A 26,111-nucleotide genomic window follows, 5' to 3' on the forward strand; every position below is an offset into this window, starting at 1 on the left:
TTGTGGGGATTGGGACGTGGGACGGGTACGACGGCCGCCCGCGCTCAGTCTAGTGACATCGGCTGAACGGGTGCAGAGCCGCGGATCGTCGCCCGAGGCGCGCGGTCAGCGGTCGAGCCGGAAGCTCGACACGATGCCGTGGTGGTCGCTGCCCTCGGCGTCGCCGACGGCGTTGTGGGTCGCGGTCATGCCGCGGACGAAGACGTGGTCGAGTCGCATGAGCGGTGTCCCGGCCGGCCAGGTGAGTCCGAAGCCGCCCTCGCTCTGATTGGGCTCCGACACCTCGCTCTGGAGTGCGGCGAGCGCCCGGTCGGAGGCTGAGGCGTTGAAGTCACCCATGACGACGATCCGATCACGGGTGTTCGCCGCGACGGTGTCGGCCAACTCCGCGAGCATCACGTCCCGTTCGGCGTGCGCACCCGGACGCGCGGAGTCGGCGTGGATCACGTAGACGCTCACGGCTCCGGACGGGGTGTCGACGACGGCGTTGATCGCCCGGTACCAGTCGAGTCCGAGCTTCAGCCCGACCGAGTCGGCGATCGGATAGCGGCTCCAGAGACCCACCGTCCCCGTGAGCACGGAGTACGGGTACTGCTCGTCGAGCGTCGCGGCGAGCGGTTCGCGGTCGTGGTCCTCGATCTCCTGGAGCGCGATGAGATCCGCACCGCTGGCCTGGAGAGAGGCCGCGATGACCGCGGGATCGCCCTCCGGCCCGAGGTTCTGGCTGGCGACCGTGAGGGAGGCCTCGGCGGGGACTGACGAGCGTGCGTCACCCATGGGGACGACGCCCGGGCCGAACAGGAAGGCCCAGACGAGCGTCGGCGCGAGGAGACCGATGACGGCGCCCGGCGTGCGGGCGACGAGGAGGACGAGGAAGAGCACCGGCAGCACGACCCACGTCCACGGCAGGGCGTTGTCCCAGACGAGTCCGAGGCCGAGGATGTCGGGGACGAGGGCGTGGGCGGCCGTCAGCAGGGCGAGCGGGACACCGACGGCCAGCGCGAGCGTGGTCGCCCGGCGCCGTACGAGGCTCACCCGGCGGCGCGTGGGACGGGTCGACTCCGGCGCGCGCCGAGGGCGCGCTGCAGGGGCCATGACGCTCATCGGGGGAACCAGTTCTTCGATCGGGGGCAGAGCGGACGGATCGCTCGTGGGAGGGGATCCGGCCGAATGCTCCATCCTGCACCGACGAGCTGGGCAGCGGCTCGGAAGCGCGCCGAGGAGCGGGAAGCGGGTGCGGGAATCGTCAGTCGAGCGCTTTGAACTCGAGCGACTCGAGGGTCGAGTCGGCCGACACGAACGCGAAGGCGCCGAAGCCGGCTGCCGACACGCGATCGAGGAGGGCTTTGAGGTTCTTCACGCGGGCTTCGAGGCGCACCCGACGCCCCTGGGCGACGAGCTTGGCCTTCAACGCCACCAGCGTCACGGGAGGCACGTCGCGGTCGTGCACGAGCACGACGGCATCCGCGGCCGCGCCCGCGGGGAGTTCGATGAGGTCGACGATGCGCTCGAAGCCGATCGAGAACCCGACCGCCGGCACGTCCTGGCCGAGGAAGCGCCCGATCATGCCGTCATAGCGACCGCCGCCGCCGAGCGAGTACCCGAGGTCGGGGTGCGCGATCTCGAAGATGGCGCCCGTGTAGTACCCCATGCCCCGCACCAGGAAGGGATCGAACACGAGCGGGTTCGCGAAGGGGTCGGCCGGCTGACCCTGGAGGGACGTGGCCGCGGCGACGGCCTTCCCGAGTGCGTCGAGCTCCGCGACGACGGCGTCGTCGGCACCGAGCGGCAGCGCCTTGCGGATCGCCCGCTCGCCGAAGGTGTTGAACTCCATCGTCTGCGGACGGGAGAAGAAGGCCTCGAGTGCGTCGACGGCGGTGGCGTCGACCCCGCGGTCGCGTAGTTCGGCGACCACGCCCTGCTGACCGATCTTGTCGAGCTTGTCGATCGTGATGAGCACCTGCGCGTGCTCGTCGGCAGGGAAGCCCAGCGACTCGAGCATGCCGATGAGGAGTCGGCGGTCGTTGATCCGCACGCTGCAGCCGGAGATGCCGAGCTCCGCGAGGGCACCGAGGGTCGCGATGATGAGCTCGGTCTCGGCGAGGTTCGAGGACTCTCCGATGATGTCGATGTCGCACTGCACGAACTGGCGGTACCGGCCCTGCTGCGGACGTTCGCCGCGCCAGACCGGAGCGATCTGGATCGAGCGGAACACCGGCGGGAGCTCAGCCCGGTGCGTCGCGTAGAACCGGGCGAGCGGCACGGTGAGGTCGAAGCGCAGGCCGAGGTCGGTGAGTTCGGTCTGGTTGTCCGCCGCGGCCACGATGGCCTCCGGGGTGAGCTTGCGCCGGAGGATGTTGAACGCCATCTTCTCGTTGTCGCCGCCGAGCCCGGAGTGCAGCCGGTCGTACTCCTCCACCACCGGCGTCTCGATCTCATCGAAACCGTGTGCGGTGAAGACCCGACGGATGGTGCCCAGCGCGTGCTCCCGACGGGCCTTGTCGGCGGGGAGGAAATCGCGCATGCCGCGCGGCGGGTTCACTGGAGCTGCCATGCCTCAATTCTGGCATGGCGGGGAACGGGCACCGTGAGCAGGCGCCCGGCGACCCCCCGCTCAGCCGTCGGTCGGTGACGCCACCGGACGCTCGGCGTCCTGCACTCGCGCGCTCAACCGACGGACGGCACCCCGGAGCGCCCGTTCCGCGTCGAGCCCGTTCGCCCGTGCTGCGGCGACGACGGCGAGGAGCTGCTCCCCCAGGGCGTCCTCGTCGTCGACGACATCGGTGTCGACCGTCGGCCCGACTCCGAGTGGCACGGCCCTGCCGAGCACCTTATCGGCGAGGGCGAGCGATGGCATCCCCTGCGGGATCCCCTCGAGCGCGCTGCTGCGCTTCGCCTTCTCCTCGGCCTTCGCGGCGTTCCAGACGCGCACCACGTCCTCCGGGGTCGGCGCTGCTTCGTCGCCGAACACGTGTGGGTGACGGTGGACCATCTTGCGGGTGACGGCCTCGGCGACGTCGTCGAAGTCGAACGGTGCATCGGCGTCACGGGACGCGATCTCCGCATGGAAGACGACCTGCCACAGCACGTCGCCGAGTTCCTCGACGAGTTCGTCGCGCGTCCCGGCCTCGACCGCTTCGACGAGCTCGTAGCTCTCCTCGATGAGGTACGGCACGAGCATGTCGTGGTCGATGCCCTGCGTCCAGACGCAGCGGTCGCGGATCTGCCGCATGGCGTCGACGAGGCGCTCAGCGGAGGTGTCGCCGACGGGCTCGCTGCTCACCGACGGGCTCCCCACGAGCGGCGGTCGTCGGTGCTGCCGGTCCTCGAGATCAGTCGCGCGATCCGGTCGCGCGCTTCGGTGAAGGGCGGGTAGACGAGCGACAGCGTGTCCGGGGACAGCGGCTTGGAGAACACCGCCTTCGCGTGACTGAACGTGTCGAAGGAATGGCGACCGTGATACGCGCCCATCCCGCTCGCCCCGACACCGCCGAACGGCAGACCCGGCACGAGGAGGTGCGCAGCCGGCACGCCGAACGCCAACGCGCCCGAGGAGGTGTCGCGCGTGAACCGCTTCCGCGTGGCACGGTCGTCGCTGAAGACGTAGAGCGCGAGCGGCTTCTCCCCCGCCCGGATGTGCGCGATGGCCTGTTCGAGCCCGGACACGTGGAGGATCGGCAGGATCGGACCGAAGATCTCCTCCTGCATGATCGCCGCCGAAGCGTCGACGCCGTTCACCACCGTCGGGGCGATGTACCGCTCCGAGGCGTCGACCACGCCGCCGAGGGCCGGCTCGAGACCGTCGAGCAGACCGCTGACCCGGGCGAAGTGCCTGTCCGAGATGATGCGGCCGTAGTCGGCACTGTCGGTGGGGTCCGGGCCGTAGAGGGCTGCGATCGCGTCGCGCAGGTACGGGACGAGCCGATCGGCGACCGACCGGGTCGCGAGCAGGTAGTCGGGGGCGACGCAGGTCTGGCCGGCGTTCATGAGCTTGCCCCAGACGATCCGGCGGGCCGCATCCGCGAGGTCCACGGTGTCGTCGACGTACACCGGCGACTTCCCGCCGAGTTCCAGGGTGATCGGGGTCAGATGTTCCGCCGCGGCCCGGGCGACGACCTTGCCCACGGCGGCGCCACCCGTGTAGAAGATGTGGTCGAACCGCTCGGCGAGGAGGGCGGTGGCGACCTCCGCATCGCCCTCGACCACCGCGACGGCACGGTCGTCGAGGTACTCCGGGAGGAGGCGCGCGAGTGCGGCGCTCGTGGCGGGGGCGAGCTCGCTGGGCTTCAGTAGGACGGCGTCACCCGCGGCGAGCGCCCCGATGACGGGACCGATGCAGAGCTGGACCGGATAGTTCCACGGGCCGATGACGAGGACCACGCCGACGGGTTCCGCCACGACCGATGCCGACGCCGGGGCGAGGGTGAGCGGCACCGCGACCCGTCGGGGCCGTACCCAGCGCTTCAGGTGCTTCAGCGTGTGATCGATCTCGCCGACGAGGAGGCCGATCTCGGTGATCTGCGCCTCGGTGCCGCTCTTGCCCAGGTCGGTCGCCAGCGCCCGCTCGAGCTCGCCACCGCGTTCGAGGAGCAGTTGTTTCAGCGCACGGAGTTGGCGGAGCCGCCAGGCCACGGGCTTCGTGGTGCCGCGGTCGAAGGTCTGTCGGAGCCGGACCACGGTGTCGGCCACGACCACCTTCGGCTCCTGCTTCGTCCGGATGCTGGTCGCCATGGGTTCCTCCGACTCGACGGGATCGTGGGCACCAGCATACGTCCGTCCGCAGACCGACGGCCTGACCCGGCGACCGGCTACCCGACGCCTGGAGTCGCGAGGAAGCGGTCGACGTCCGCCGCGATCTCGCGGGACTTCGTGTGGTGCAGGTAGTGGTCGGCGTCGAGCGGCACGACCTCTCCTCGGTCGACGCTCGCAGCCTGCTCCTCATGGAGCGGCAGCCACCCCGCCACCGTCGGGTTGTCGCGCTGGGCGAAGAGCAGCACCGGGAGGTCTGCCGGGAAGGTCTTCCCCTTCGCCGCTCGGAAGTTCGCCGCGATGCGCGACATCTCGTCCGAGGACGTCGCACTCGAGGTGTTGCGCAGCGAGATCATCCCGAGCTGCTCACGCGTGTGCTGGTCGTACGGCGGATCCGGGTACGGGTCGCCCGACAGCGCCGTGACGACCCGGGTGATGCCGAGTGCCTTCGCCGCACGCAGGGCGTCGACCGGCAGCGCGGCGTCCATGCCCGGCTGATCGGGCACGCTGCTGTCGATGCCGACGAACGCCGTCACCTCGTCGCGGAACCGCTCGACGTAGTCCAGCGCATAGATCCCCGCGATGGAGTGCCCCATCAACACGTACCGGTCGATGCCGAGCCCAGCGACCGCCTCGTGGATCTCAGAGACGATGTTCTCGGTCGTTCGCGGCACGTCGGTCTGGTCGCTCAGCCCGTATCCGAAGGGCTCGACCATGACCACCCGGTACGACGACGAGAGCTCCCCGACGAGCGGCGAGAAGTCGAGCACGGGCGAACCGGTACCGAAGCCGGGCAGGAGGACGATCGTCTGGTCTCCCTCCCCCGTCACCGACACGTTCATGCGTTTGCCGTCGACCTCGACCCGCTGCCCGTACTCCTCGATGCGCGTGGCTTCAGCAGCCGATGCGGCGGTGTTGACGATGGTGGTCGTGAGGAGCCCGGCGAGCACGAGCGCGACGAGCGCCACGACCCCGGTGAGGACGATGCGGAGGAACTTCTTCATCCCTCCACGCTAGGGATGGACGACGACCGTCGGATCGGCCGCGGGTACCGACGCTGTCGTCCCGCGGGCCCATCTGCGGCTGCCCGCTAGGACGACGTCGAGCCCTCCGGCAGCGGGTAGATCGCGTTCAGGAACTGCTGCACCCAGGCGATGAGGTCGGTGTCGGCCAGCGGTTCGTCGCCGACGCGCGGCAACGGCACGATGACGGTGTTCGTCTGGGCCAGGTACTTCGCGCCGGGATACATGCGTCGCAGCCGCGTCTGGATGGAGTCGGGGAGGTCGGCGGGCGTGACCCGCAGGTTCGGTCCGACGGCGATGAGGTCGCTGAGTCCCGAGCGCTGCGCACGCTGACGGAGCCGCGACACGGCGATGAGCGTGCTCACCTGCGCCGGCGGCTCGCCGTATCGGTCGGTGAGTTCGTCGATCACGAGGTCGATCTGGCCGTCCTTGGCCGCAGGTCCGGACGCGGCCGACAGCTTCTGGTAGGCCTCCAGCCGCAGCCGCTCGCTGTCGACGTACTCCTCGGGGATGTGTGCGTCGACGGGCAGTTCGAGCCGGAGCTCGGTCTGCCCTTCGGCGACGTCGCCACGGAAGGTGGACACGGCTTCGCCGATCATGCGGAGATAGAGGTCGAAGCCGACGCCCGCGATGTGGCCGGCCTGCTCACCGCCGAGCATGTTGCCGGCGCCACGGATCTCGAGGTCCTTCAGGGCGACCTGCATGCCGCTGCCGAGCTCGTTGTTCGCCGCGATGGTCGAGAGCCGGTCGTGGGCGGTCTCGGAGAGCGGCTTGTGCTCGTCGTACAGGAAGTACGCGTAGGCGCGCTCGCGGCCGCGACCGACACGACCCCGCAGCTGGTGCAGCTGGCTCAGACCGTACTTGTCGGCGCGGTCGATGATGATCGTGTTCGCGTTCGAGATGTCGAGGCCGGTCTCGATGATCGTCGTGCAGACGAGGACGTCGAAACGGCGCTCCCAGAAGTCGACCACGACCTGTTCGAGCGCGGCCTCGCCGAGCTGCCCGTGGGCGATGGCGATGCGCGCCTCGGGGACGAGCTCCGCGAGGTCCGCCGCGACGCGGCTGATGGACGAGACCCGGTTGTGCACGAAGAAGATCTGGCCCTCGCGCAGGAGCTCGCGCCGGATCGCCGCACCGACCTGCTTGCCGTTGTACGGACCGACGAAGGACAGGATCGGGTGGCGGTCCTCCGGTGGGGTCGCCAGCGTGGACATCTCCCGGATGCCGGTGACCGCCATCTCGAGCGTGCGCGGGATCGGGGTCGCGCTCATCGCCAGGATGTCGACGTTCGTCTTCAGCTTCTTGAGGGCGTCCTTGTGCTCGACACCGAACCGCTGCTCCTCATCGATGATGACGAGGCCGAGGTCCTTGAACTGCACCTTGTCGGTCAGCAGACGGTGCGTCCCGATGATGACGTCGACCGTGCCGTCGGCGAGTCCGGCGAGCGCCTCCCGCGCCTCCTTGTCGGACTGGAACCGGCTGAGCGGCCGCAAGTGCACGGGGAACCCGGCGAACCGCTCCTGGAAGGTCTCGAAATGCTGCTTGACGAGCAGGGTGGTCGGCACGAGCATCGCGACCTGCTTGCCGTCCTGGACGGCCTTGAACGCGGCACGGACGGCGACCTCGGTCTTCCCGAACCCCACGTCGCCGGAGAGGAGGCGGTCCATCGGGATCTCGCGCTCCATGTCGGCCTTGACCTCGTCGATGGTCTGCAGCTGGTCGGGGGTCTCCGCGAACGGGAACGCTTCCTCGAGCTCGCGCTGCCACGGGGTGTCCGGGCCGAAGGCGTGTCCCTTCGAGGCCATGCGCGCCGAGTAGAGCTTGACGAGCTCCACCGCGATGTCGCGGACGGCCTTGCGGGCCTTGCTCTTCGCCTGCGACCAGTCGCTGCCGCCCATCTTGCTGAGCTGGGGGGCCTCGCCGCCGACGTAGCGGGTGAGGAGGTCGAGCTGGTCCGTGGGGACGAGCAGTTTGTCGCCCGGGTACCCGCGCTTGGAGGGTGCGTACTCGAGCACGAGGTACTCGCGGGTGCTCTTCACCGGGTTGCGTCCGCCGCTCGAGACCTCGCGCTGGGTCATCTCGACGAACTTGCCGATGCCGTGGGTCTGGTGCACGACGAAGTCGCCGGACCGCAGCTGCATGGGGTCGACGACGTTCTTGCGTCGGGTGGCGAGCTTCTTGACGAGACGTGAGTCGTACCCCGCGGTGCGGCCGTAGAACTCGGCCTCGCCGAGCAGCATGAGCTTGGAGGCCTCGAGCTCGAACCCGCCCTCGACGTCGGCCTGCAACAGGTAGGCGACGCCGGGCTCCGGCTCGACGGGGAGTTCGTCGACCATGCGGGCCGCGATCTCGTGCTCCGCCAGGACGTCGGCCGCCCGCTCCACCAGGCCGACGCCGCGGGCCGCGATGACGACCGTCCAGCCCTCGCGGATGCGGTCGGCGACGTGCTCGATGGCGCCCTCGACGTTGCCGTGGAAGCTCGGCACGGTGTCGCCGGCGACCGTGACGGTGAGGAGCTCGTCGAGTTCGAGGTGTTCCGGTAGCGTCTCGACGTCGGGTCCGGCGCGGAAGCCGCTGAACGTCCACCACGGGTGGTCGGGCGCCGGCTGGCCGGGAGCGCTGAAGGTGACGGACTCCTTCAGGGCGCCCAGCGAGATGAAGTCGCCGGAGGCGAGGTCGATCGGCGCGTTCGCACCGACGGTCGCGGCGCTCCATGCGGCGGCGAGGAACTCGCGGTTCGTCTCGGCGAGGCTGATCGACCTCGTGACGACGCGCTCCGGCGAGACGACGGCGATGGCCGCTCCATCCGGCAGGTAATGGGTGATCGGGACGAGGCGGTCGACGAGGGCCGGGGAGAGCGACTCCATGCCCTCCACCGCGATGCCCTCCGCGATCTTCTCGAGGATCCCGGTGAGGCTCGGGAACTCATGCTGCATCTCCGCGGCGCGCTGCCGGACTGCCGGGCTGAGGAGCAGCTCACGGGACGGCGGCAGGTGGATCGCGTCGACCGGCTCGGGCAGCGAACGCTGGTCGGCGACCGAGAACGCCCGGATGCCGTCGACCTCGTCGCCGAAGAACTCGACCCGGTACGGGTGGTCGGCGACCGGCGGGAAGACGTCGAGGATGCCACCGCGCAGCGCGAACTCACCACGCCGCGACACCATGTCGACCCGGGTGTACGCGAGTTCGACGAGGCGCAGCGCGATCGCGGCGAGGTCGTGTCCGCGACCGCCCTGGACGAGTTCGATGGGAGCGGTCTCGGTGAGGTTGTCGGCCACGGGCTGCAGCGCGGCGCGCACCGACGCGACGAGGAGGAACGGCCGCTCCCCCGCCCAGGCGCCGAGCCGCCGCAGCGCCTCCAGGCGTCGGCCGACGATCTCGGCGCTCGGGCTGAGGCGCTCGTGTGGCAGGGTCTCCCAGGCCGGGAACTCGACGATCTCGGCCTCTGGCATGAGGTCGCTGAGCGCGGAGCGGAGCCGCTCGGAGTCGCGGCCGGTCGCGGTGACGACGAGGGCCGCCTGGGCGGCACCCTGCCGACCGCGCTCGTCCATGAGCGCCGCGAGGAGCGGTGCACGCAGCCCGTCGATCACGGAGAAGTCCGCGCTCTTGCCCGCGTACGCGAGGGCATCGTCGATCGTTGCGGCGCGCCGAAGCGCGTGAGTCAAACCCTGAAGCGTCACCGGGACAGCCTACGCCGAGCCACCGACACCCATGACCCCATCGCCCACCGGCCACCGCTGTCAATCGGCTGCGGACGACGCGTCACGCGGCATCCTCTCGCGCCGGACGCGTCATGATTGACCCATGACGAGCACGGAGCCCCGGTCAGACCGACACCCCGAACGGACCGGCGGCTTCCCGCTCCCCCCGATCCGCCAACCGATCCGCCGGATCGGAGCGCGGACGTTCGACTTCTCGAAGCAGGTCGCGGTCATGGCGATCATCAACCGCACCCCGGACTCCTTCTTCGACCAGGGCGCGACGTTCTCGCTCGACCGAGCCGTCGACGCCGCCGTGACCGCCGCAGAACAGGGCGCCGACTGGGTCGACATCGGCGGAGCCAAGTTCGCCCCTGGGCCGGAGATCCCCACCGCCGAGGAGATCGACCGCGTGCTCCCCGTCGTCGAGGCGCTCGCCGCACGGAGCGACGTCGTCATCTCCGTCGACACCTTCCGCCCCGAGGTGGCGGCGGCCTGCATCGCGGCGGGCGCCTCCGTCATCAACGACACCACGGGGATCCACGACCCGGCTCTCGCGGACGTCGTCGCCGCGAGCGAGGCCACGCTCGTCATCACGCACAGCCTGGCCAGGCCGAGGCAGCCGCATCCCCGCCCCCACTACGACGACGTCGCCGGTGAGGTCGCCGCCTTCCTGACGGCCCGCGTCGACCTCGCACTCTCCCACGGCGTCCCCGAGTCACGGCTCATCGTGGACCCCGGGCACGACCTCAACAAGAACACCGTGCAGACGCTCGAACTCACCCGACGGTTCGACGAGATCGCCGCGCTCGGGCTGCCGACGCTCGCCGCGGTGTCGAACAAGGACTTCATCGGCGAGTCCCTCGACCGCCCGAAGTCGGAACGTCTCGAGGGGTCCCTGGTGTCCGCTGCGGCGTGCATCCTCCTCGGCGCCCGCATCGTGCGGATGCACGCCGTGCCCGAGTCGATCGCGGCCGTGCGGATGACCGAGGCGATCCTCGGCTTCCGCGCACCGGTGGCGCCCGTCCACAACGTCTGATCCGGAACCCTCGAGGAGTCACATGAGCACCCCCAGCATCACGAGCCTGGTCCCCGCGCAGGACCGACCACTGTCGGTCGACGAGCTCGTGGCGGCCTACACCGTCGAGGACCGCTCCGCCACGACCGTCCGCGTGAACTTCGTGACGAGCCTGGACGGTGGAGCGACCGTCGACGGCGTCTCCGGCGGGCTCGGCGGCCCGGCCGACAAGACCGTGTTCGACATCCTGCGTCGGCTCTCCGACGTCGTGCTCGTCGGTGCCGGAACCGTGCGCGACGAGGGCTACGGTGCCATGCGGCTCGACGTCGACGCCGCGGTGTGGCGCGACGACCACGACCTCCCCCTGCACCCGGTGTTCGCGATCGTGTCGGGCTCGCTCGACCTCGATCTCCGCTCGGAGGTCTTCACCCAGGCGCCGGTCCGGCCGCTCGTCGTGACGACCGACCGCGCCGACCCCGCGAAGCGCGCGGCGCTTGAGGCGGTCGCCGACGTGGTGGCGTGCGGCGACGAACACGTCGAACCGGCGCGTGTCGTCCAGGCGCTGTCCGACCGCGGCCTGCGGCAGATCCTGTGCGAGGGTGGTCCGGCACTCTTCGGCTCGTTCATCGCCGCTGACGCCGTCGACGAACTCTGTCTGACGATCAGTCCGTCGCTCGTCGGCGGGGAGAGTGTCCGGGTCTCCGCGGGTCCCGCGTCCGAAGCACCGCGACCGATGCGGTTGCAGCACCTCCTGCGCTCGGACGAGCTGCTGATCTCGCGGTACGTACGCGCCTGAGCCGTCGGCTCCCACTTCATCGGACTTCCATCCCTCGATCGTCTGATATCCCAGACGACCAGCGCTGCTACGCTGGCGGCCTCCCCCATCCGATGATTTCTTGGGATGCTGCATGCGCGTTTCGACCAGCCCACTCCGTCCGATCCTGACCACGACACTCGTCCTGGCGGTCGGTTGGACCCTCTCGATGATCCAACCGGCGCCGGCAGGAGCGACGGCCTTCGAGCCACCGACTGACGCAGCAGGCACTCCAAGCGGTGCGGTCTTCCACGAGGACTTCGAACGCGCACCCGACACCGGCACGCCCATGTCGGTCCGCGATTACCTGGGCCGTTCGGACCTCCGGTTCGACGCCGACGACTTCTGGACGGATCGAGCGGCATGCAACGGCTTCATCATGTCCGCCTCGATGACGGGCGCCGAGCCCGGTGACTGCCTCGACGCCACGAGCGCCATGGCGAACGTCCGTGCCCTCGCCGGAGTGCTGGGCGTCCTCAACGGCACCGATCCCGGGACCAACTCCGCCGTTGCGGCCTATACCCAGACGAACGGTCCAGACGGCGCGGTCGAACTGGAGACGACCACGCCGATCCCACTGGCGACCGGCACCGGCCGCTTCCTGACCGCCTCCGTGAACGTCGCGTCCCTGAACTGCTTCGCAGCGGTGCCGACCGCACTGCAGCTGGCGCTGCGGACCCCCGACGGCGTCGAACACCCGGTGTCCGAGCAGACGATCGACCCCTGCACGGACGACCGCGCCGAATCGCTCAGCCACGGCGGCGTCTCCGCTCGTGCCGGGCACTTCGCCGGCGATGCCTCGATGCTGGTGGACGCGGCGGCGATCGGTGTCGTGATGCGCAACGATCACGGCGGCGGATCGGGCAATGACCACGCCTTCGACGATCTGAGCATCATCGACGTGACCCCGACCCTCGATGTCGAGCTGTCGCAGGACACCGCCTTCGTCGGGGACACGATGCGTCTTCGCTTCGTCGTGCGCAACACCCCGGAACTCGCCGCGAAGGCCGGTTGGTCCGTGCAGACGGCCTTGCCTGGTGGACTCGCGGTCGCCACCGATCCGCGAGTGACCGCGAGCTGCTCGGCGGAGGTGACCGCTCCGGCGTCCGGGGCCGACATCGCGTTCACCGGCGACCTCGCGGCGGGCGAGGGGTCCTGCACGATCGAGGTCGACGCGACACCGGTCGCTCGCGGCGCGCTGACCGTCACCGTGGCGGGAGACGCCGTCCGTGGGCTCGACCTCGGCTCACAGCCCGCCCTGACCGCCATCGATCGGGTCGCGATCGAGAGCCCGGCATCGGGCGCCCTCGTCGAGTCCTCACGACCGATCTTCGCCGGAACGGGCGAGCCGGGCGCCGGCATCACCGTGCGCGACGGCGAGGGCCACACCCGATGTGAGACCACCGTGGACCCGTCCGGCCACTGGAGTTGCGTGAGCACCGTGACCGTCGAGTCCGGCGAGGCCGTCGTCCGCGTGGAACAGACCGCCTCCGGGCTCAGCAGCACGGAAGAGACCACCTACCGCGTGCTCGTCCCCGCGCTGGCCGTGGAGGGCACCGTCCGCCTCGAGATCCATGGTGCCGACGGATCGTGGGTTCCGGTCGAGGGCGAGACCGTCACGACCGACCCCGGTGACCGCTTGCGCGTCATCGCGACGGTCACCAACACCGGCGAGAACGCGCTGGGCGACATCACCCTCGCGGAGACGCCGGACACCCGCCTCACCTGCAGCAGCGAGCTCATCGAGCCTGGTGCCTCGACGGTCTGCACCAGCACCGAGCCGCTCGTCCTGACACCGCAAGCGCTCGACGACGACTCGTTCGTCCACGCGTTCGAGGCGGTCCTGACCGGGTACTCGCGCGCATCGGACCACGCCGCCACCGGGTCGGTGACCTCGGCCGACACCGGTCGCCTGCCACTCCCGGACGCACCCCGCGTCTCGACGGGGGCGCTCCACACCTCGCTCGGCATCGTGTGGAGGGTCGCGCCGCTCGAACCGCAGGCGCCGTTGGTCCGGACGGGAGCCGAGGTCCCACTCTCCACCGCACTGCTCATCAGCGGACTGCTCCTGGTGGGCGCGGTGCTCGTCGGCGCCGGCACGCGCCAGGGCCGACGCGTCCGCTCACCGCTCGGCTGAGCGGGCGTCAGGCGCCGTGGAACCGGGTCTGTGCAGCCAACAGGCCCTCGTTCACGAGGAGCTCGACCGCATCGGCGGCGTCGGAGACCAGCATGGGAAGCTGCTCCCGCTCGGTTCCCGCGAAGTCCTTGAGGACGAAGTCGGCGGCGTCCTGACGGCCCGGCGGCCTCCCGATACCGACCCGGACGCGCAGGAACTCGGGGGTCTTCAGCGCTGAGGCGATGTCGCGGATGCCGTTGTGCCCACCATGCCCGCCGCCCTGCTTGAGCTTGATCGAGTCGAACGGGATGTCGAGCTCGTCGTGGACGGCGATGACGTGGTCGGGGTCGACGGAGAAGAACTGGGCGAGCGCTGCGGTGGGGCCGCCGGAGAGGTTCATGTAGCTGTTGGGCTTGCCGAGGACGAGCTTCGGGCCGCCCGGCACGAGACGCCCCTCGGCCACGCGCGCGTTCCCCTTGTGGGTCTTGAAGGTTCCGCCGATGCGCTTCGCGAGCTCGTCGAGGACCATCTGCCCGACGTTGTGCCGGTTGCGGGCGTACTGCTCGCCCGGGTTCCCGAGCCCGACGATGAGCCACGTGTCTGCAGCCATGCTGCCTTCCTGATCGAACGCCTCGGCTCGACCGGTGAGACCGGCCAGAAACCGAGCGAACCTGCCGCCTGCCATGCACCGAGACTATCGGGGCGGGCGGGCGACAGGTTCGTCTGCTGGAGTGGTGACTACTCCGCGGCCTCGGCTGCGGTCTCCTCGGCGGCGGCCTCAGCAGCCTCCGTCTCCTCGTCCGCCGGAGCGGCCGGGACGGTGATCGCGACGATGAGGACGTCGGTCTCGGTGATGAGCGAAGCGCCCTTCGGGAGCTCGAGGTCGCCGGCCAGGATCTGGGCGCCCTCTTCGAGGCCCTCGACGCTGACGGTGACGCGCTCGGGGATGTGGGTCGCCTCGACCTCGAGGCTCACCGTGGTGGCGTCCTGGTTGAGGATGGTGCCGGCGGCGGACTCGCCCTCGATGGTCACGGGGATGTCGACCTGGACCTTCTCGCCCTTCTTGACCACGATGAGGTCGAGGTGCTCGATGATCTGGCGCACGGGGTCCTTCTGGACGTCCTTGACCAGCGCGAGCTGGCCCTTGCCGGCGATGTCGAGCTCGAGCACCGCGTTGGACTTGCGGAGGATGAGCAGCATCTGGTGGCCGGGCAGCGAGACGTGCACGGGCTCGGTGCCGTGGCCGTAGAGCACGGCGGGGATCTTGCCGAGGGCACGGAGCTTGCGGGCTGCGCCCTTGCCGAACGATTCGCGGAGTTCCGCGGTGACCTTCAGGTCATCGGACATGATGTTCTCCTCACGGGTCTTGCACCCGGTTGGTCGTGCCGCGACGATGCGCGGCGGAATGGATGAGTCAACTCGAACGCGTATCTGCGTGAGGAAAAGCCGGAAGCCAGACCACCGCGTCGATCACGGAAGCTGCCACGGGCCGCTTCCCTCGCCGAAGTTCAGTGGGAGAGTCTATCGCACCGCGCTGAGGCCCGCGACCGCCTCGTCCACGATCTCATCGACGGTGGCGTCGACGTCCACCACGAAGCCCGGTTCGTCGGCGTCCAGGTCTTCGAGGAGTGCGAACTGCGAGTCGAGGAGCGACGGCGGCATGAAGTGACCGCTCCTGCCCTCCATCCGGCGTCCGAGCACCTCGCGCGAGCCGTGCAGGAGCACGAACCGCACCCCTGGCGCCTCAGCGAGGATCGCCTCCCGGTAGGCCCGTCGGAGTGCGGAGCAGGCCATCACGAGCCCGGTGTCCGAGGCGTCGGCGAGTGCTTTGCCCACGAGGGCCAGCCAGGGCCAGCGGTCGGGGTCCTCGAGCGGCGTTCCGGCGGCCATCTTGCGCACGTTCTCGAGCGGGTGCAGGGCGTCGGCGTCGACGAAGGGCACCCCGAGCCGGTCGGCGATCAGCACCCCGGTCGTGCTCTTCCCGGACCCGGACACGCCCATGACGACGACGAGCGGTGCTTTCACACGGAACCCCCTGTGGTCTCCGGCCGATGACCGGGCGGCCGGCTCGCCCGACCCGCACAGCACGATACCGGACACCTCCGCACGGTCCGCTCGGACCTCACCTGCACGCGGGGTCATTGAGAGGTGGAGCGACACCTCCCTTTGCTACGGTTGCAGGACGGGCCGTGCCCGGATCGACGAGGGTGTCGCCGCTGTCCTGCAGCCGCCCCGTCGACTCCTGAGCACTCGGAACGCTTCCCGCATCACCCACTCTGAAGGAGAACCACATGGTGAACACCGCCGAAGCTCGCGCCAACATCGGCGTCGTCGGTCTGGCCGTCATGGGCAGCAACCTCGCACGCAACCTGGCGAGCCGCGAGGGCAACACGGTCGCCGTGTACAACCGCTCCCCCGAACGCACCGACCTGCTCGTGAGCGAGCACCCCGAGGCCGGCTTCGTCGCGTCGAAGACCATCGAGGAGTTCGCCGCGTCGCTCTCGAAGCCACGTACCGCGATCATCATGGTGCAGGCGGGTAAGGGCACCGACGCCGTCATCCAGCAGCTCACCGAGGTCTTCGAGCCCGGCGACATCATCGTCGACGGCGGCAACGCACTCTTCACCGACACCATTCGCCGCGAGAAGGCCGTCCGCGAGACCGGCATCAACTTCGTCGGCGCCGGTATCTCCGGCGGCGAGGAGGGCGCCCTCAAGGGACCGTCGATCATGCCGGGCGGCTCCGCCGAAGCGTGGGAGACCCTCGGCCCCATCCTCAAGTCGATCGCTGCGATCGCCGAAGGGGAACCCTGCGTCACCCACGTCGGCACCGACGGCGCCGGCCACTTCGTCAAGATGATCCACAACGGTATCGAGTACGCGGACATGCAGCTCATCGCCGAGGCCTACGACCTCATCCGTCGCGGCACCGGCAAGTCGCCGGCCGAGATCGCGGAGATCTTCGCCGAGTGGAACCGCGGCACGCTCGAGAGCTACCTGATCGAGATCACCGCCGAGGTCCTCAAGCAGGTCGACGCGAAGACCGGGCAGCCGCTCGTCGACGTCATCCTCGACCAGGCCGGCGCCAAGGGCACCGGCGCGTGGACCGTGCAGACGGCACTCGACCTCGGCATCCCGGTGTCGGGCATCGCAGAGGCCGTGTTCGCCCGTTCGCTGTCGTCGAAGCCGGCGCAGCGCGCAGCGGCCCGCGAACTCGCCGGTCCCTCCGAGGAGTGGACCGTCGCCGACCCCGACCAGTTCGTCGAGGACGTGCGCCAGGCGCTCTACGCGTCGAAGATCATCGCCTACTCGCAGGGCTTCGACGAGATCGTCGCCGGTGCCGAGCAATACGGCTGGGACATCAAGAAGGGCGAGATCGCGAAGATCTGGCGCGGCGGCTGCATCATCCGCGCGCAGTTCCTCAACCGCATCACCGAGGCCTACGAGGAGGACCCCGAGCTGGTCGCCCTCGTGACGGCGCCCTACTTCAGCGACGCCGTCGCGGAGGCGCAGGACAGCTGGCGCCGCGTGGTCGTCGCGGCCGCCCAGGCGGGCATCCCCTCGCCGGCGTTCTCGTCGTCGCTGTCGTACTACGACGGCCTCCGCGCCGAACGTCTGCCCGCAGCGCTCGTCCAGGGCCAGCGCGACTTCTTCGGCGCGCACACCTACAAGCGCGTGGACCTCGACGGCACGTTCCACACCCTCTGGTCGGGCGACCGCAGTGAGGTCGAGCAGGCGGGCTCGAGCCACTAGTCCACGGCCTGCAGACGCAGAACGCCCGGTCCGAGTTCGGACCGGGCGTTCTGCGTACCAGCGGAGGGTGCCGGGCTACGCGGCGCCGTCGAACATGCTCGTGACGGAGCCGTCGTCGAAGACCTCGTGGATGGCACGGGCGATGAGCGGCGCGATCGAGAGGACGGTCAGCTTGTCGAAACGCTTGGCCTCGTCGACCGGGAGCGTGTCGGTGACGACGACCGAGTCGATGGCGTCGCTCTGCAGGAGCTCCACCGCCGGGTCGGAGAAGACCGCGTGGGTGGCCGCGACGACGACGCCGATCGCGCCGGCGTTCTTGAGCGCCTCGGCCGCCTTCACGATCGTGCGTCCGGTGTCGATCAGGTCGTCGACGAGCAGGCAGACCCGGCCCTCGACCTGACCGACGATCTCGTGGACGCTGACCTGGTTGGGGACCAGCGGGTCGCGGCGCTTGTGGATGATGGCGAGCGGCGCACCGAGCTTGTCGCTCCAGATGTCGGCCACACGGACGCGGCCCATGTCGGGCGAGACGACCGTCAGCGTCGACGCGTCGAGCTTGGCGCGGAAGTGCTCGAGGAGGACCGGCATCGCGAAGAGGTGGTCGACGGGACCGTCGAAGAAGCCCTGGATCTGCGCGGCGTGGAGGTCGACCGACATGATGCGGTCGGCACCGGCGGCCTTGAAGAGGTCGGCGACGAGGCGGGCGGAGATCGGCTCGCGTCCGCGACCCTTCTTGTCCTGGCGCGCGTACGGGTAGAACGGGGCGACCACGGTGATGCGCTTGGCGCTCGCCCGCTTGGCCGCGTCGACCATGATGAGCTGCTCCATGAGCCACTCGTTGATCGGAGCGGTGTGCGACTGGATGACGAAGACGTCGGTGCCGCGGATGCTCTCGTCGTACCGGGCGTAGATCTCGCCGTTGGCGAAGGTCCTGGCATCGGTGGGGAGGAGCTCGGAGTCGAGCTCCGCCGCGATCGCCTCGGCGAGTTCCGGGTGGGCTCGTCCGGAGACGAGAACCAGCTGCTTCTTGTTGTCCGCCGTGATGCCTGACACAGACCCTGCCTTCTGCCGGAATCCTCCGGCCTCACTCACGAGTCGACGTTACCAGCCGCAGCCGCGTCGTCCGACACGGCATCCACGGCCGGTGCCGCCGATGCGGCGCCGGCAGCCGTCGCAGCCGCCGTACCCGGGCGCTTCTGCTCGACCCAGCCCTCGACGTTGCGCTGCTGCGCGACCGTCAACGCCAGCGCCCCTGCCGGGACGTCCTTGCGGATGACGGTGCCGGCACCGGAGTAGGCGCCGTCGCCGACGCTGACCGGGGCGACGAGCGTGTTGTGCGCGCCGGTGCGGACGTGCGATCCGATGGTCGTGCGGTGCTTGTGCACGCCGTCGTAGTTCGAGGTGATCGTGCCGGCACCGACGTTCGACTCGACGCCGATCTCGGTGTCGCCGATGTAGCTGAGGTGCGGGACCTTGCTGCCCTCACCGATCTGTGCGTTCTTCGTCTCCACGAAGGTGCCGATCTTGCCGTGCTCGCCGAGCACCGTGCCGGGTCGCAGGTAGGCGAACGGCCCGACCTCGGCGCCGGCACCGATGACCGACAGCGTCGCGTCCGTGCGGCGGACGCGCGCACCAGCGCCGACCTCGGTGTCGATGAGCGTGGTGTCCGGACCGATCGTCGCACCGGACTCGACGACCGTCGCGCCGAGGATCTGCGTCCCGGGAAGCAGGGTGACGTCGGCGTGCAGCCGCGCCTTGATGTCGATCCACGTCGTGGCCGGGTCCTGGACGGTCACGCCGGCGAGCTGCCAGGCGCGCACGAGGAGGGCGTTCAGTTTGGCCGCGGCGGCGCTCAGCTGGGCGCGGTCGTTGATGCCCTCGACCAGCCAGGAGTCACTCACGGGGAGCGCAGAGACCTCGGAGCCAGCGCGTCGCAGGAGGCCGATGACGTCCGTGAGGTACTTCTCCCCCTGGGCGTTGTCGGTGGTGACCTCGGCGAGCGCGTCGCGGAGCTGGCTCACACCGAAGAGGTAGACCCCGGCGTTGATCTCGTTGACGGCCCGCTCGGCGTCGGTCGCGTCCTTCTGCTCGACGATGTAGTCGAGTGCCCCGGCCTCGGTTCGGATGATGCGTCCGTAGCCGGTCGCGTCGTCGGGCATGGCCGAGAGGATCGTCGCCGCGACGTCGTGGTTGCGGTGGCGTTCGATGAGCGTGGTGAGCGTGGCGGCGTTCAGCAACGGGACGTCGCCGTTGACCACGAGGACGTCGCCGTCGAAGTCGTCGGGCAGCGCCAGGAGCGCCTGCTCCACCGCGCGACCGGTGCCGGGCACCTCGTCCTGGTCGACGATGGTCGCACCGGGGAGCTCCGACTCGATGGCCTCGACGAGGCGGTCGCGCTCGTGGCGGACGACGGCGATGACGTGCCCGGCGTCGAGCGAGCGGGCGGTCGCCAGCACATGGCCGACGATCGGCACGCCGCCGAGCGGGTGCAGGAGTTTCGGCAGCGCCGACTTCATGCGGGTTCCCTGGCCAGCAGCCAGGATGATGATGGCCAGACGGTCGTCGGTCACGTGTGCTCCCCCTCGGTCCGGGCACTCGCCCGGTCGGTGATCGGTCGCTCCGCCACCAGGATTCGAACCTGGACCGAACAGCTCCAAAGGCTGCCGTGCTGCCGTTACACTATGGCGGACCACTCAGCCTGACGGCGGAGCGTGGTCAATTCTGCCATGGATGTGCCGCCTCGGAATCAGCTCGCGGCGGCCGATCGAGCCCCAACGCCCGCGTGCCTCGATAATGGTGGGATGCCAGCTAGCACCGATGAGGTCGACCGGATCGTCGACGCCTGGAACCGCGAGCGCCCGGACCTCGACTTCTCGCCCCTCCAGGTCCTCTCCCGTGTCGCGCGGCTGTCACGCCACCTCGACCGGGCACGTCGGGCGGCCTTCACCCGGTCGAACCTCGAGCCGTGGGAGTTCGACGTCCTCGCGGCGCTCCGGCGCGCCGGCTCCCCCTACCGACTGAGTCCGAAGGCCCTGCTGCTCCAGACGCTCGTCTCGAGCGGCACGATGACGAACCGCATCGACCGCCTGGTCGAGCGCGGACTCGTCGAACGCCAGGGCGACCCCAACGACGGCCGCGGCATCCTCGTGCAGATGACGAACGCGGGACTCAACACGGTCGACGCGGCCATCACACGCCTCGTCGACGCCGAGGCGGACCTGCTCGACGGCCTGAGCTCGACCGAACAGGCCCGACTGACCGTCCTGCTGCGGAAGCTCAGCCTCGACTTCGACTAGCTACCGCCGGAGGATCTTCCGGGCCAGCCAGTTGCCGAAGAACTGGATGAGCTGCACGAGCAGGATGATGATGATCACCGCGGCCCACGTGACGACCGGCTCGAACTGCCGGAAGCCGTACTGGATCGCGAAGGCACCGAGCCCACCGCCGCCGATGAAGCCCGCGACCGCCGACATGTCGACGATGACCACGAACACGAAGGTGTAGCCGAGGATCAGCGGACCGAGCGCCTCCGGGAGGACGATGCTCAGCAACGTCCGGAGCCGGCTCGCACCCGCGGCACGCGAGGCCTCGATGACGCCGGGCGACACCGTCAGCAGGTTCTGCTCGACGATCCGGCTGATGCCGAAGGTCGCCGCCAGGGAGATGATGAAGATGAACGCGTTCGCACCGATGCCGGTGCCGATCACGAGTCGTGAGAGCGGCTGGGCGGCGGCCAGGAAGATGATGAACGGGATCGGCCGGAAGATGTTCACGATCACGTTGAGTACGCCGTAGAGCACCGGGTGCGAGTACAGGTTGCCGGGCCGCGTCACGTAGAGGCCGGTGCCGACGACGAGTCCAGCGATCCCACCGAAGAGCAGGCTGAAGGAGACGAGGTAGAGGGTCTCGACGGTCGCGTCGCCGAGCTTCGGGAGCAGATCGATCAGTGCATCCATGTCAGCGCACCTCCGTCACGGTTGCCTGGGATCCGATGGCGGTCAGCGCCCCGTCGATCGTCTGGTCGTCGCCGCGGAGGGCGAGGGTCAGGTGGCCGAACGCGCGACCCTGGATGTCGTTGATCCCGCCGTAGACGAGCTCGAAGTCGACGCCCGCCTGCGCGAGCGTGAGGAAGACGCCCGCCTGCAACGCGTCGCCGTCGCGGAAGGACAGGGTGACGATGCGCCCGACGTGTCGTTCCTTGAGCACCGCCAGCTCGGCCGGCGACGGGACGCCCTTGATGACCGTCGAGACGAAGCGCTTGGACGCGGCGTGCTGCGGGTCGGAGAACACCTCGAAGACGTCGCCCTGCTCGATGACCTTGCCACGCTCCATGACGGCGACCTTCGTCGCGAGCGACTGGATCACCTCCATCTCGTGGGTGATCACGACGATGGTCACGCCGAGGTCGCGGTTCACCTGCTTGAGCAGCGCCAGGACCTCCTGCGTGGTCTCGGGGTCCAGGGCGCTCGTCGCCTCGTCCGCGAGCAGGATCCGGGGCGAGGTCGCGAGCGCGCGAGCGATGCCGACGCGCTGCTTCTGGCCGCCGGAGAGCTGGTCGGGGTAGTTGTCGGCCTTGTCGGACAGCCCGACGAACTTCAGCAGCTCGTCGACCCGGGTGCGGATCTCCGCGCGGGGACGTCCGGCGACCTCGAGCGGGTACGCGATGTTCTTCCGCACCGACTTGGAGTTGAAGAGGTTGAACTGCTGGAAGATCATCCCGATGCCGAGGCGGAGGTCGCGGAGACCGCGCTCCGAGAGCGTCGTCACCTCGGTGCCGTCGACGACGATGCTCCCCGACGTCGCGGGCTCGAGCGCGTTGATGAGGCGGACGAGCGTCGACTTGCCGGCTCCCGAGTAGCCGATGATCCCGAAGACGTCACCGGCCTCGATGTCGAGGTCGACGCCGTCGATCGCGGCGATCGGCGCGGCGCCCTTCTGCGGAGACGGGTACCGCTTCGCGACGTCTCGGAGGCTGACGAGTGGCATGGGGGTGTCCTCGGTGTGTCGGGTGATCAGGGGGCGGTGAAACGACGAAGCGTTCCTGTGGAAGCGGATGACAGCCTCCCACAGGAACGCTCTGAACGTTGGATCAGCCCTTGGCCTTGATGTCCTTCTGGACGGTCTCGAGCGACTTGACGAGGTCCTTGACCGGGGTCTTCAGCGGAACCGCGGTTCCACCGGAGTTCTCCACGACGCCGTCGACGACGGACTTGGTGTCCTGGTAGATCTTCACGAGCTTCGCGTACGTCTCGTTGTCGGCGTCGGCGGCCTTCGCGGCGAAGATGTTCACGTACGGCAGCGCGTTCGGGTCGGACGGGTCGTCCTCGGCGATCGCGTCGGACGCCTTCAGGCCGGAGTCGTTGATGAAGTCGTTGTTGATGATCGCGCCGGTGACGTCAGGCAGCGAGGTCGGCGTCAGCGAGGCCTCGAGCGAGGTGACGGTGACCTTCGACTTGTCGGCGATGATGTCGTCCGGCGTCGAGAAGATGTTGCCGCCGTCCTTCAGCTCCAGCAGGCCGGCGGACTGCAGGACGAGGAGCGCACGAGCCTGGTTGCTCTCGTCGTTCGGGATGGCGATCGTGTCGCCCTTCTTGATGTCCTTGACGCTGTCGACCTTGGTCGAGTAGAGGCCGAGGGGGTAGATCGCCGTCGAACCGATCGGCGTGAGGTCCTCACCGGACGCCTCGTTGTACTGCGCGAGGTAGACGATGTGCTGGAACTGGTTGAGGTCGATCTCGCCCTCGGTCAGTGCCGGGTTCGGCTGGGTGTACTCGCCGAAGTCGACGATGTCGACGTAGATGCCGTCCTTCTCGGCGGCCTCCTTGTACGTCTCCCAGTAGGGGTCGCTCGCGCCGACGACGCCGATCTTGACGGGGTTCGCCTCGGTGCCCTTGTCCTCAGCGGCGGCGCCTGCGCCTGCGCCGCCGGCGCATCCGGCGAGGAGCGCGATGGCGGGGATGATGGCCAGTCCGGCCAGAAGCTTCTTCGAGAAGGTCATTGCTGTGATTCCTCTTTCGGGTGGTGCGCGCCGGTGGACGCTGATTCGACGGTACGTCGGCCTAGCAGGGATGACGAACCAGTGCGTAACACTTCGGAACAGAGCGACGATCGAGGTGATCCGGCCGCCGCGAGTGGACTACTCGACGAGCTCGGAGAGCTCCAGCCAGCGGACCTCGAGGTCGGCGATCTCGCCGTACATGGCCTGGATCTTGGCACCGAGCGCGGTGATCCCGGCGAAATCGCTCTGGTCGTGGACCGCGACCTTCTCGTGGGCCTGCTCGATCTGACCGTTGAGCTTGTGGAGCTTGCGGTCGATCGCCTTGATCTCCTGCTGCGCGTTCCGGAGCTCCGCACCGCTCAGCTTCGGCGTCTTCTTGGTCGGGCCACCGCCGGAGGCCGTCGGGCGGTCGTGCTCCTGGGAGCGGCTGCCGGCCGTCCCGGCGTTGAGCTCGAGGTACTGGTCGATGCCGCCGGGCAGGTGCCGGAAGTGGCCGTCCATGATCGCGTACTGCTGGTCGGTCACCCGCTCGAGGAAGTACCGGTCGTGCGAGACGACGAGCAGGGTGCCCGGCCACGAGTCGAGGAGGTCCTCCATGGCGGCGAGCATGTCGGTGTCGAGGTCGTTGGTCGGTTCGTCGAGCACGAGGACGTTCGGCTCGTCGAGCAGGATGAGCAGGAGCTGCAGGCGGCGGCGCTGGCCACCCGAGAGGTCCTTCACCGGCGTCGACAGCTGCGCACTCGTGAAGCCGAGGCGTTCGAGCAGTTGCCCCGGGGTCATCTCCTTGCCGCCGGCCACGTAGCTCGTGCGCTTGCGCCCGATGACGTCGCTCACGCGGTCCTGCTCGTACTCGGCGAGCTCGTCGAGCTGCTGCGTGAGTGTCGCGACCTGCACGGTCTTGCCGCGCTTGACGCGACCCTCGGTCGCTTCGACCTCGCCGGTGACGAGCCCGAGGAGGGTGGACTTGCCGGCGCCGTTCACGCCGAGGATGCCGGTGCGCTCGCCCGGGGCGATGCGCCACTCGACGTCCTTGATGACCGTCCGGTCGCCGTAGGACACCGTGACGTCGAGGATGTCGACGACGTCCTTGCCCAGGCGGGCGGTCGCCATGCCGGCCAGCTCGACCGTGTTGCGCACGGGCGGCTCGTCGGCGATGAGCGCGTTGGCGGCCTCGATGCGGAACTTCGGCTTGGCCGTGCGGGCGGGAGCGCCACGGCGCAGCCAGGCGAGCTCCTTCTTCATGAGGTTCTGGCGCTTGGCCTCGGACACCGCGGCGGAGCGGTCGCGCTCGACGCGCTGCAGGACGTACGCCGCGTACCCACCCTCGAAGGGCTCGACGATGCGGTCGTGCACCTCCCACGTGGCCGTGCAGATGGCATCGAGGAACCACCGGTCGTGGGTCACGACGAGCAGGCCGCCGGAGTTCTTCGACCAGCGGCGGTTGAGGTGCTGCGCGAGCCAGGTGATGCCTTCGACGTCGAGGTGGTTCGTCGGCTCGTCGAGGAAGAGGATGTCGTGGTCGCCCACGAGCAGGGCCGCGAGCGCGACCCGGCGGCGCTGACCACCGCTGAGGTCGGCGACGAGGGCGTCCCAGGCGATGTCGGAGGCGAGGCCGGAGATGACGTCGCGGACCTTCGGGTCGCCCGCCCACTCGTGCTCGTCGAAGCCGCCGACGATGGTCTGTCCGACGGTCTTGTCGTGGTCGAGGGTGTCGGACTGGTCGAGCACGCCGACCGTGACGCCGTTGCGCACCGTCACGCGTCCGGAGTCGGGCTCCTTGCGGCCGGCGAGGAGGCCGAGGAGCGTGGACTTGCCGTCGCCGTTGCGGCCGACGATGCCGATGCGGTCGCCCTCGTTCACCCCGATCGTGATGCCGTCGAAGACGACCTTGGTCGGGTACTCGAGGTGGAGCGCTTCAGCGCCGAGAAGGTGTGCCATATCCGGTCAACGATACCGGCCCCGGGCGTCGACCACCGCCCGTGCACCGTAGGCTGCACGGGTGCCTCTGTTCTCCCGTTCCCGCCGGCTCCCGTTCGGCCGTCGCGACGCCCGGATCACCCTCCTCGACAAGCGGACGCTGCGCTACGAGCTCAGCGTCGACGACATCCCGCAGTCGGTGGTCTCCCTCGCGGATCCCCGCTTGCTCGAGTACCCGTACATCCGGCACATCGCCCGCGTGATCGACGCCGAGGCGCCGGCGGGCGAGGAGCTCTTCGTCGTCCACCTCGGTGCCGGCGCGCTGACGCTCCCCCGCTATGTCCAGGCGACCCGTCCGGGATCGCCACAGCTCGTCGTCGAGTTCGAGCCGGAGCTGTACACCGGGATGCTGGACGCGCTGCCGCTCCCGGACGGCCACCGGGTCGAGGTCCGCTTCGGTGATGCCAGGGCCGTCGCGGACGAGCCGATCGACGAAGCCACCACCACCGACGCGGACGTCACGGCGTGGCGGGACGCGAAGGTGACCGTCGTCGACCTCTGGGACGCCGCGGTGATCCATCGTCGGGTCGCGAGCCTCGAGTTCTACCGCCGGGTGGCGGCGCGGTCCGCGGCCGACGGCGTGATCGCGGTGAACCTCCTCGACGGCAGCCCCTTCGACTACTCCCGGCGCCAGGCGGCCACCCTCCTGACGGTGTTCGCTCACGTCGCCGTCGTCCTCGACTTCGATCCGGTCGACGACGAGGGCCCGCTCGGCAACGTCGTGATCTTCGCGAGCGACAGCCAGCTTGCCGCCGTCACGCACCCGCAGTTGTTCGGCGCGCCGGCGCCCGTCCAGTTGCACGGCGATGCCCTGGCCGCCTGGATCGACGGAGCGACGATCATGACCGACGCCGACGGCGAGGACTCCCCCGACCCGGACGACCCCCGCTGGGACTGAGCGTCCTCCCTTTGCGCGCCCCCACGATTGCGCTACGGTGGGCGTAGCGCAACGGACCGACCCGACCGG

The 26,111-nt window shown here is 69.6% G+C and carries 21 protein-coding genes and 1 tRNA gene; 6 read left to right on the forward strand and 16 right to left on the reverse strand.

The genetic code is table 11. The features are described from left to right. Window positions 1-105: 105 nt before the first annotated feature. From ACQG07_RS02650 to mfd, 6 genes are all read right to left on the reverse strand, one after another. The gene (locus tag ACQG07_RS02650) at window positions 106-1,035 is read right to left on the reverse strand and encodes an endonuclease/exonuclease/phosphatase family protein (RefSeq protein ID WP_426737063.1); all 930 of its coding nucleotides are present in this window, start codon (window positions 1,033-1,035) and stop codon (window positions 106-108) included. A gap of 211 nt (window positions 1,036-1,246) precedes the next feature. Then, window positions 1,247-2,554, reverse strand: a complete 1,308-nt coding sequence (hisS, locus tag ACQG07_RS02655; RefSeq protein ID WP_426737065.1) for a histidine--tRNA ligase — start codon at window positions 2,552-2,554, stop codon at window positions 1,247-1,249. 60 nt (window positions 2,555-2,614) lie between these two features. After that, the gene (locus tag ACQG07_RS02660; RefSeq protein WP_426737066.1) at window positions 2,615-3,283 is read right to left on the reverse strand and encodes a MazG family protein; all 669 of its coding nucleotides are present in this window, start codon (window positions 3,281-3,283) and stop codon (window positions 2,615-2,617) included. Then, window positions 3,280-4,731, reverse strand: coding sequence for an aldehyde dehydrogenase family protein (locus tag ACQG07_RS02665; protein ID WP_426737067.1), 1,452 nt, complete (start codon window positions 4,729-4,731; stop codon window positions 3,280-3,282). Before ACQG07_RS02665 ends, ACQG07_RS02660 begins: the two co-directional genes overlap by 4 nt. Window positions 4,732-4,808: 77 nt before the next feature. Next, entirely contained in the window at window positions 4,809-5,753 is a 945-nt protein-coding gene (locus ACQG07_RS02670; protein WP_426737068.1) for an alpha/beta fold hydrolase, read from the reverse strand. A gap of 86 nt (window positions 5,754-5,839) precedes the next feature. After that, complete coding sequence (mfd, locus tag ACQG07_RS02675; RefSeq protein WP_426737069.1) at window positions 5,840-9,451, reverse strand: transcription-repair coupling factor; 3,612 nt, start codon at window positions 9,449-9,451, stop codon at window positions 5,840-5,842. A 124-nt stretch (window positions 9,452-9,575) separates the two neighbouring features. Here mfd and folP point away from each other — a divergent pair, with 124 nt between their 5' ends. From folP to ACQG07_RS02690, 3 genes are all read left to right on the forward strand, one after another. Then, the gene (gene folP, locus ACQG07_RS02680) at window positions 9,576-10,508 is read left to right on the forward strand and encodes a dihydropteroate synthase (RefSeq protein WP_159878161.1); all 933 of its coding nucleotides are present in this window, start codon (window positions 9,576-9,578) and stop codon (window positions 10,506-10,508) included. 22 nt (window positions 10,509-10,530) lie between these two features. Beyond that, window positions 10,531-11,283 carry a pyrimidine reductase family protein gene (locus tag ACQG07_RS02685; protein ID WP_426737070.1) on the forward strand — a complete coding sequence of 251 codons (753 nt, stop codon included), beginning with the start codon at window positions 10,531-10,533 and terminating at the stop codon, window positions 11,281-11,283. A gap of 112 nt (window positions 11,284-11,395) precedes the next feature. Next, window positions 11,396-13,438, forward strand: coding sequence for a hypothetical protein (locus tag ACQG07_RS02690; protein WP_426737071.1), 2,043 nt, complete (start codon window positions 11,396-11,398; stop codon window positions 13,436-13,438). 7 nt (window positions 13,439-13,445) lie between these two features. Here ACQG07_RS02690 and pth read toward each other — a convergent pair whose 3' ends face one another. From pth to ACQG07_RS02705, 3 genes are all read right to left on the reverse strand, one after another. Further along, window positions 13,446-14,027 (reverse strand): aminoacyl-tRNA hydrolase, encoded by a 582-nt coding sequence (pth, locus tag ACQG07_RS02695; protein ID WP_086473844.1) that lies wholly within the window; start codon window positions 14,025-14,027, stop codon window positions 13,446-13,448. A gap of 128 nt (window positions 14,028-14,155) precedes the next feature. Continuing rightward, entirely contained in the window at window positions 14,156-14,764 is a 609-nt protein-coding gene (locus ACQG07_RS02700; RefSeq protein ID WP_426737072.1) for a 50S ribosomal protein L25/general stress protein Ctc, read from the reverse strand. Between the two features lie 174 nt (window positions 14,765-14,938). Beyond that, window positions 14,939-15,442 carry a gluconokinase gene (locus tag ACQG07_RS02705; RefSeq protein ID WP_274499619.1) on the reverse strand — a complete coding sequence of 168 codons (504 nt, stop codon included), beginning with the start codon at window positions 15,440-15,442 and terminating at the stop codon, window positions 14,939-14,941. A 266-nt stretch (window positions 15,443-15,708) separates the two neighbouring features. Between ACQG07_RS02705 and gndA the strand changes: the two genes are divergently transcribed. Next, window positions 15,709-17,169 carry an NADP-dependent phosphogluconate dehydrogenase gene (gndA, locus tag ACQG07_RS02710; protein WP_426737073.1) on the forward strand — a complete coding sequence of 487 codons (1,461 nt, stop codon included), beginning with the start codon at window positions 15,709-15,711 and terminating at the stop codon, window positions 17,167-17,169. A gap of 75 nt (window positions 17,170-17,244) precedes the next feature. Here gndA and ACQG07_RS02715 read toward each other — a convergent pair whose 3' ends face one another. The 3 genes from ACQG07_RS02715 to ACQG07_RS02725 all read right to left on the reverse strand — a co-directional run bounded on the left by ACQG07_RS02715 (window position 17,245) and on the right by ACQG07_RS02725 (window position 19,858). Beyond that, on the reverse strand, window positions 17,245-18,222 hold the full coding sequence (locus tag ACQG07_RS02715) for a ribose-phosphate diphosphokinase (protein ID WP_079705464.1): 978 nt from the start codon (window positions 18,220-18,222) through the stop codon (window positions 17,245-17,247). A 35-nt stretch (window positions 18,223-18,257) separates the two neighbouring features. After that, on the reverse strand, window positions 18,258-19,739 hold the full coding sequence (gene glmU / locus ACQG07_RS02720; protein WP_426737074.1) for a bifunctional UDP-N-acetylglucosamine diphosphorylase/glucosamine-1-phosphate N-acetyltransferase GlmU: 1,482 nt from the start codon (window positions 19,737-19,739) through the stop codon (window positions 18,258-18,260). A 47-nt stretch (window positions 19,740-19,786) separates the two neighbouring features. Then, window positions 19,787-19,858, reverse strand: a tRNA-Gln gene (locus tag ACQG07_RS02725). Window positions 19,859-19,970: 112 nt separating this feature from the next. Between ACQG07_RS02725 and ACQG07_RS02730 the strand changes: the two genes are divergently transcribed. After that, on the forward strand, window positions 19,971-20,465 hold the full coding sequence (locus tag ACQG07_RS02730) for a MarR family winged helix-turn-helix transcriptional regulator (RefSeq protein WP_347869440.1): 495 nt from the start codon (window positions 19,971-19,973) through the stop codon (window positions 20,463-20,465). Here the strand turns inward: ACQG07_RS02730 and ACQG07_RS02735 are convergent, their stop codons facing one another. From ACQG07_RS02735 to ACQG07_RS02750, 4 genes are all read right to left on the reverse strand, one after another. Continuing rightward, window positions 20,466-21,125, reverse strand: coding sequence for a methionine ABC transporter permease (locus ACQG07_RS02735; RefSeq protein WP_064296483.1), 660 nt, complete (start codon window positions 21,123-21,125; stop codon window positions 20,466-20,468). It abuts the gene before it with no gap. Between the two features lies 1 nt (window position 21,126). Continuing rightward, window positions 21,127-22,155 carry a methionine ABC transporter ATP-binding protein gene (locus ACQG07_RS02740; protein ID WP_426737075.1) on the reverse strand — a complete coding sequence of 343 codons (1,029 nt, stop codon included), beginning with the start codon at window positions 22,153-22,155 and terminating at the stop codon, window positions 21,127-21,129. Window positions 22,156-22,258: 103 nt separating this feature from the next. Next, window positions 22,259-23,167: a MetQ/NlpA family ABC transporter substrate-binding protein gene (locus ACQG07_RS02745; RefSeq protein ID WP_426737076.1), complete on the reverse strand. Its 909-nt coding sequence runs from the start codon at window positions 23,165-23,167 to the stop codon at window positions 22,259-22,261. Between the two features lie 138 nt (window positions 23,168-23,305). Further along, entirely contained in the window at window positions 23,306-25,105 is a 1,800-nt protein-coding gene (locus ACQG07_RS02750; protein WP_137242013.1) for an ABC-F family ATP-binding cassette domain-containing protein, read from the reverse strand. 61 nt (window positions 25,106-25,166) lie between these two features. Here ACQG07_RS02750 and ACQG07_RS02755 point away from each other — a divergent pair, with 61 nt between their 5' ends. After that, a complete protein-coding gene (locus ACQG07_RS02755) occupies window positions 25,167-26,042 on the forward strand; it encodes a fused MFS/spermidine synthase (RefSeq protein ID WP_192005285.1) in 876 nt (291 codons plus the stop codon). Window positions 26,043-26,111 lie beyond the last annotated feature (69 nt).

Source organism: Plantibacter sp. 2H11-2, from assembly GCF_050031945.1.
GTDB classification, from domain to species: domain Bacteria; phylum Actinomycetota; class Actinomycetes; order Actinomycetales; family Microbacteriaceae; genus Plantibacter; species Plantibacter auratus.